Origin of the sequence: Streptomyces chilikensis (genome assembly GCF_001642695.1) — a bacterium.
In the GTDB taxonomy this organism is placed as follows: Bacteria; Actinomycetota; Actinomycetes; order Streptomycetales; family Streptomycetaceae; genus Streptomyces; species Streptomyces chilikensis.
Genome location: NZ_LWCC02000005.1, coordinates 2,168,270 through 2,174,015, shown reverse-complemented (window position 1 = coordinate 2,174,015; position 5,746 = coordinate 2,168,270). Strand labels below are relative to the sequence as shown.

The following is a 5,746-nucleotide window of genomic DNA, read 5'->3' as shown; positions in this document are numbered from 1 at the left end:
CTCCGGGGCTCCCGCCTGCGACGGGTAGGCCTGGTGGCCGGCGGGGTCCTGGCCCGCCGGCGGGACCGGCGGCAGGTAGGCGGTCCGGGCGGCCTCCGGCTCGGGGGCCGGGGCCGCGCCGAGGTGCGGCTGCATCTGGGAGTCCCAGGTGTTGCCCTGCCACTGCTGGGTGGTCTCGGAGGGTGACGGCGCGTCGGGGTAGCCGGGGCCCCGGCCCTGGTGGGGTCCCTGGTGCGGGCCCGGATACGGCTCGTACTGGTTGCTCATGCTGTGGGGGTCACCCTCCTGCGAACGGCGGGAGCACCTCGACCGTGCCGCCCGGGGCCAGCCGTACGGTGTCGTGCCCGCGGGTCCCCACGGGATCGCCGTCGATCAGGAACGAGCAGCGCCGCAGTACCTGGGTGAGTTCCCCGGGGTGCCGCCTGCGCACCGCGTCCAGCGCTTCGGCGAGGGTGTCCGCGTCGAAGGACTCCTCGGCGACGCCGGCCGCGGCCTTGGCGGCGGCCCAGTAGCGCACCATGACCTGTGCCATACCGTTCCTCGGCTGAGTGAACTGATGTGTGAACACGGTCAGGCTAGCGGCCCCCGCGCGCGGAGTCGGCCAGCCAGGTCCCGAGCCGCCGGGCCAGCTCCTCGCCGGTCGCGTTCTCCGCGTGGCCCATGCCCTCCTCCCGCCAGAACTCGGCATGGCCCCCGGACGCCTCGACCAGCGACAGCGGGTGGTCGAGGGGGAAGTAGGGGTCGCTGTCGCCGTGCACCACCAGCAGCGGGGTGGGCGCGATCAGCGGGACCGACTCCACCGGCGAGGGCGGCACCGGGTCCCAGTCGCGGTGGTGGATCCGGGTGCGCAGGGCGAGCCGCCCCACCAGCCGCCCGGCCGGCCGCAGCACCACCCAGTGCAGTCGCCGCATCGCCGCGGTGCCCCGGTAGTACCAGCGGGCCGGGCCGCTCACCGTGGCGACCGCGGCCACCCCGGCGTCCGGCAGGGCCGCGTGCCGCACCACCACCGAGCCGCCCATCGAGAACCCGACCGTGGCGATCCTCCGGTGGCCGAGTTCACGCGCCCAGGCGACCGCTGCGGCCAGGTCCAGGACCTCCTTGTCGCCGACCGTCGAGTGGCCGCCGGACGCGCCGTGCCCGCGGAACGAGAAAGTGATCACGGCCGCGGAATGGGAAAAGGAACGCGCTATTCGCCGTACATGGGGGCGTTCGAGATCCCCGGTGAATCCGTGCGCGACCACAATCGCCGGATGATCGGATTCCGCTTCCGGCGGATCGTATACAGCCGTTCCCGGATCGTACGCGGCGTCGATCGTCACCCCGTCGGACGTGCGGAGGAACGTCCTGCGGGGGCGCCTGCGCCTCGTCCGCCCGGTCCCATCATTCGGGACGTCCGCCCATTCAGCCGTTTGACCTGCCCTGCCGGTGCTCATGTGGGTTATTCTGCTGGGCAGAGGACTCGGGCGACGCAGCCCCCGGGTCCTTTCGTGCATTAGAGCGAGCTGTATACGAGCCTGAAAGCGCAGGTGCACGGGACTTCTCCCCGCACGGAGCGGTGCGGCGGGGGCGGCCCGGGCCACGGAGCCACGCCACACGCGCCGCGAGCAGTGCCGCAAACGTCCTCGCGGGGACCGAGGAGGAACCAGACGTTATGGCCAAGCGAACCGTGCACCACCGGACCGTCCACCGTGCGGGGGAGACCCGATGAGCTCTCTGCTGCTCCTCACCAACGCCCTCCAGCCGTCGACCGAGGTGCTGCCCGCCCTCGGCCTGCTGCTCCACAACGTGCGCGTCGCCCCCGCCGAGGGGCCCGCGCTGGTGAACGTGCCCAGCGCGGACGTCATCCTGGTCGACGGCCGCCGTGACCTCCCGCAGGTCCGCAGCCTCTGCCAGCTCCTGCGCTCCACCGGGCCCGGCTGTCCGCTGGTCCTGATCGTCACCGAGGGCGGCCTGGCCGCCGTCACCGCCGACTGGGGCGTCGACGACGTCCTGCTCGACACCGCCGGCCCCGCCGAGGTGGAGGCCCGCCTGCGGCTGGCCGTCGGCCGCCAGCAGCTCACCGGCGACGACTCCCCGATGGAGATCCGCAACGGCGACCTCTCCGTCGACGAGGCCACCTACTCGGCCAAGCTCAAGGGGCGGGTCCTGGACCTCACCTTCAAGGAGTTCGAGCTCCTGAAGTACCTCGCCCAGCACCCCGGCCGCGTCTTCACCCGCGCCCAGCTCCTCCAGGAGGTCTGGGGCTACGACTACTTCGGCGGCACCCGGACGGTGGACGTCCACGTCCGGCGGCTGCGCGCCAAGCTCGGCCCCGAGCACGAGTCGCTGATCGGCACCGTCCGCAATGTGGGATACCGGTTCGTCACTCCTGAAAAGGGTGAACGCCCGGCCGACGACCCCCAGCGCGCCGCCGCCCCGGGCTCCCGCGCCGGGGCGAAGCGGGTCGAAACGGAAGAGATCGCTCCGAAGATGGCCGCCGAGGCCTGACCGCACGCGCGGCGGGCCGCCCGCGGCCCGCTCCCGGCCCGCCCGCCGGGCGGGGTCCGGGGCGATGGCAAAGCGTGAATGTCCTGCCCAGAGGTGTTTCCATACGCGTAGACTCCGCGCGTGGCCAAGGTGACTCGGGACGATGTGGCACGGCTGGCGGGGACCTCGACCGCCGTCGTCAGCTACGTCATCAACAACGGACCCCGGCCGGTCGCCCCGGCCACCCGCGAACGCGTGCTGGCCGCCATCGAGCAGCTCGGCTACCGGCCCGACAGGGTGGCGCAGGCGATGGCCTCGCGCCGGACCGACCTGATAGGCCTGATCGTGCCGGACGCCCGGCAGCCCTTCTTCGGCGAGATGGCGCACGCGGTCGAGCAGGCCGCCTCCGAGCGCGGGAAGATGGTCCTGGTCGGCAACACCGACTACGTGTCCGAGCGCGAGGTGCACTACCTGCGGGCCTTCCTCGGCATGCGGGTCTCCGGCCTGATCCTGGTCAGCCACGCGCTCAACGACCAGGCCGCCGCCGAGATCGACGCCTGGGACGCCCGGGTGGTGCTGCTGCACGAGCGGCCCGAGGCCATCGACGACGTCGCCGTGGTCACCGACGACGTGGGCGGCGCCCGGGCGGCCGTGGCGCACCTGCTGGAGCACGGGCACCCGTACGTGGCCTGCATCGGCGGCACCGCCGAGACGCCGGCGGTCGGCGACCCGGTCTCCGACCACGTCGAGGGCTGGCGCCGGGCCATGGAGGACGCCGGCCTGTCCACCGAGGGCCGCTGCTTCGAGGCCCCCTACAACCGCTACGACGCCTACCAGGTGGCGCTCGGCATCCTCTCCGGCCCCGACCGCCCGCCGGCCGTCTTCTGTTCCACCGACGACCAGGCCGTGGGCGTGCTGCGCGCCGCCCGCGAGCTGCGGATCGACGTGCCGGGGGAGCTGGCGGTGGCCGGCTTCGACGACATCAAGGAGGCGGCGCTCACCGACCCGCCGCTCACCACGGTCGCCACCGACCGCTCGGTGATGGCCCGCGCCGCGGTGGACCTGGTGCTCGACGACACCGTGCGGCTGCCCGGCAACGGCCAGGACCGGCTGCGGGTCGTGCCGTCCCACCTGGTGGTCCGGCGGTCCTGCGGCTGCGGAGGCTGACGGCCGCCCGCTCCGGGGCGCGGGGATCCGCGTGCCGGGTGCGCGGACGGCTTGTCACAGGTGATCCACAACCTCGCCCGTCCGGGGCCGCCGGGGTTACCGTCGACCGACGAGTGCTCCGCCGACCCGCCCAGGTAGGGAGACCCGCAGTTGCGAGCCGTTCGAACACTTCTTGTCGTGGTGCTGGTCATCGGCGGGCTGCTGGTGGCCGCCGACCGGGTAGCCGTCAACATCGCCGAGGACCGGACGGCGGACGGACTGAGGTCCTCCCAGGGGCTGGACGCCACGCCGGACGTCACGATCCACGGCTTCCCGTTCCTCACCCAGCTCGCCGGCGGTGAGCTGGAGGACGTCGGCCTGGGCATCCCCGAGTTCCCGGTGAGCGGGGCCGACGGCCGCGACATGGCGGTCGAGGACCTGGACGTCCGGCTCGGCGGCGTGCGCCTGGACGCGGGCATGACCCCGTCCCGGGCGGCGGAGGTCGACGGCACCGGGCTGATCCGCTACGACCAGCTGCTGAAGGCCGCGCGCTCCGAGCCGCAGGACGTCGCACCCGGGGTCTCCGCCGCCGTGGTGGGGCTGTCCCACGGCGGCGACGGGCGGATCAAGCTCACGGTGCGGCCGTCCCTGCTGGGGCAGGAGCTGCCGACGGTGGACGTGCTCAGCCGGGTCGACGTCGAGGACGGCGAGCTGCGGGTGCGGGCGGACGCGCTGCCCGACCTCGGCGCCGATGTCGCGGACCGCACGGTGCGGTCGGTGACCGACTTCGACCAGGCCCTCGCCGACCTGCCGGACGGGCTGGAGCTGTCCGAGGTCGACCCGACGGCCGACGGCGTCCGCATCACGGTGACCGGCAAGGACGTGAACCTCTCCGGCTGGTAGCCGCGGGCGGGGGACCGCAGGGGGAGACGCGGCGGGCGCCGGACGGCGTCGGGTCGCGCCCGTGCGCCCGTGCGCCCGTGCGCCCGTGCGGTGTCCGTGCGGCGCCCGTGCGCCCGGGCGGTCGTCCGTAGCGCGAGACGCGGTGTCCGCCGCGGCGGACGGGAGGGCCGGCGACGGGGCCGCACCGGCGCCGGGACCGGCCCGCACTCCCTCGTCCGTCCGCATCACGGACCGATGCGTCTCACCATGCGACACGCCGGTGACACGCCCCGTGCCTCGTCCTTAGGATCTGTGGCATGAAGCGACAGGCGGATCTCACCAAGCGGCGGGCAGTGGACCTGTGCCGTGTGGCCGCCATGCTCTGTCGCGCTTCCTGACGGGGCCCCCGCCCCGTTCCCCGCGGCCCGCCCGGCGGGCCTGCCCCGCGTGCGCCCCGTCGCCGGTGAAGCGCGCCCACGCGCTCCGCGACGCACGCGCGCACATCTGGATTTGCCGGCTTTTCAGCCTGACGGCCTAACCCCCGCAACTGCCCCGGAGGAGATGGAACATGAGCCGCAGCGACGTCCTGGTCGACGCCGACTGGGTCCAGGAGCACCTGGACGACCCGAACGTGGTGATCGTCGAGGTGGACGAGGACACCACCGCGTACGACAAGAACCACATCCGCAACGCCATCAAGATCGACTGGACCAAGGACCTCCAGGACCCGGTCCGCCGCGACTTCGTGGACCAGGAGGGCTTCGAGAAGCTGCTCTCCGCCAAGGGCATCGCCAACGACTCCCTGGTGGTGCTCTACGGCGGCAACAACAACTGGTTCGCCTCCTACGCGTACTGGTACTTCAAGCTCTACGGCCACGAGAACGTGAAGCTGCTCGACGGCGGCCGCAAGAAGTGGGAGCTGGACGCCCGCGAGCTGGTCGAGGAGGTCCCGGACCGCGTCGAGACCCAGTACAAGGCCAAGCCGCAGAACACCGCGATCCGCGCCTTCCGCGACGACGTCCTGGCCGCGATCGGCAAGCAGAACCTGGTCGACGTCCGCTCGCCCGACGAGTTCTCCGGCAAGCTGCTCGCCCCGGCCCACCTGCCGCAGGAGCAGTCCCAGCGCGCCGGCCACGTGCCGACCGCCGCGAACATCCCGTGGTCGAAGAACGCCAACGACGACGGCACCTTCAAGTCCGACGAGGAACTGAAGGAGCTCTACACCGAGGCCGACGTCGACCTCGCCAAGGAC

General features: G+C 73.0%; 7 protein-coding genes and 1 pseudogene. 5 read left to right on the top strand and 3 right to left on the bottom strand.

Annotation, left to right across the window (positions count from 1 at the left end; genetic code table 11):
• The 3 genes and pseudogenes from A2U95_RS32590 to A2U95_RS09780 form a co-directional block, all read right to left on the bottom strand.
• Nucleotides 1-267: pseudogene (locus A2U95_RS32590) on the bottom strand (hypothetical protein); the annotation flags it as partial.
• Between the two features lie 10 nt (nucleotides 268-277).
• The gene (locus tag A2U95_RS09785; protein WP_166021770.1) at nucleotides 278-532 is read right to left on the bottom strand and encodes a MoaD/ThiS family protein; all 255 of its coding nucleotides are present in this window, start codon (nucleotides 530-532) and stop codon (nucleotides 278-280) included.
• A gap of 43 nt (nucleotides 533-575) precedes the next feature.
• Entirely contained in the window at nucleotides 576-1,433 is an 858-nt protein-coding gene (locus A2U95_RS09780; protein WP_166021769.1) for an alpha/beta hydrolase, read from the bottom strand.
• 271 nt (nucleotides 1,434-1,704) lie between these two features.
• Between A2U95_RS09780 and A2U95_RS09775 the strand changes: the two genes are divergently transcribed.
• From A2U95_RS09775 to A2U95_RS09760, 5 genes are all read left to right on the top strand, one after another.
• Nucleotides 1,705-2,487 carry a winged helix-turn-helix transcriptional regulator gene (locus A2U95_RS09775; protein ID WP_166021768.1) on the top strand — a complete coding sequence of 261 codons (783 nt, stop codon included), beginning with the start codon at nucleotides 1,705-1,707 and terminating at the stop codon, nucleotides 2,485-2,487.
• Nucleotides 2,488-2,607: 120 nt separating this feature from the next.
• Entirely contained in the window at nucleotides 2,608-3,633 is a 1,026-nt protein-coding gene (locus A2U95_RS09770) for a LacI family DNA-binding transcriptional regulator (RefSeq protein WP_166021767.1), read from the top strand.
• A gap of 177 nt (nucleotides 3,634-3,810) precedes the next feature.
• Nucleotides 3,811-4,515, top strand: coding sequence for an LmeA family phospholipid-binding protein (locus A2U95_RS09765; RefSeq protein ID WP_240957260.1), 705 nt, complete (start codon nucleotides 3,811-3,813; stop codon nucleotides 4,513-4,515).
• 296 nt (nucleotides 4,516-4,811) lie between these two features.
• Nucleotides 4,812-4,892, top strand: coding sequence for a putative leader peptide (locus tag A2U95_RS33760; protein WP_359277812.1), 81 nt, complete (start codon nucleotides 4,812-4,814; stop codon nucleotides 4,890-4,892).
• A 170-nt stretch (nucleotides 4,893-5,062) separates the two neighbouring features.
• Nucleotides 5,063-5,746: sulfurtransferase (locus A2U95_RS09760; RefSeq protein ID WP_166021765.1), on the top strand; the 684-nt coding region annotated here is incomplete at its 3' end.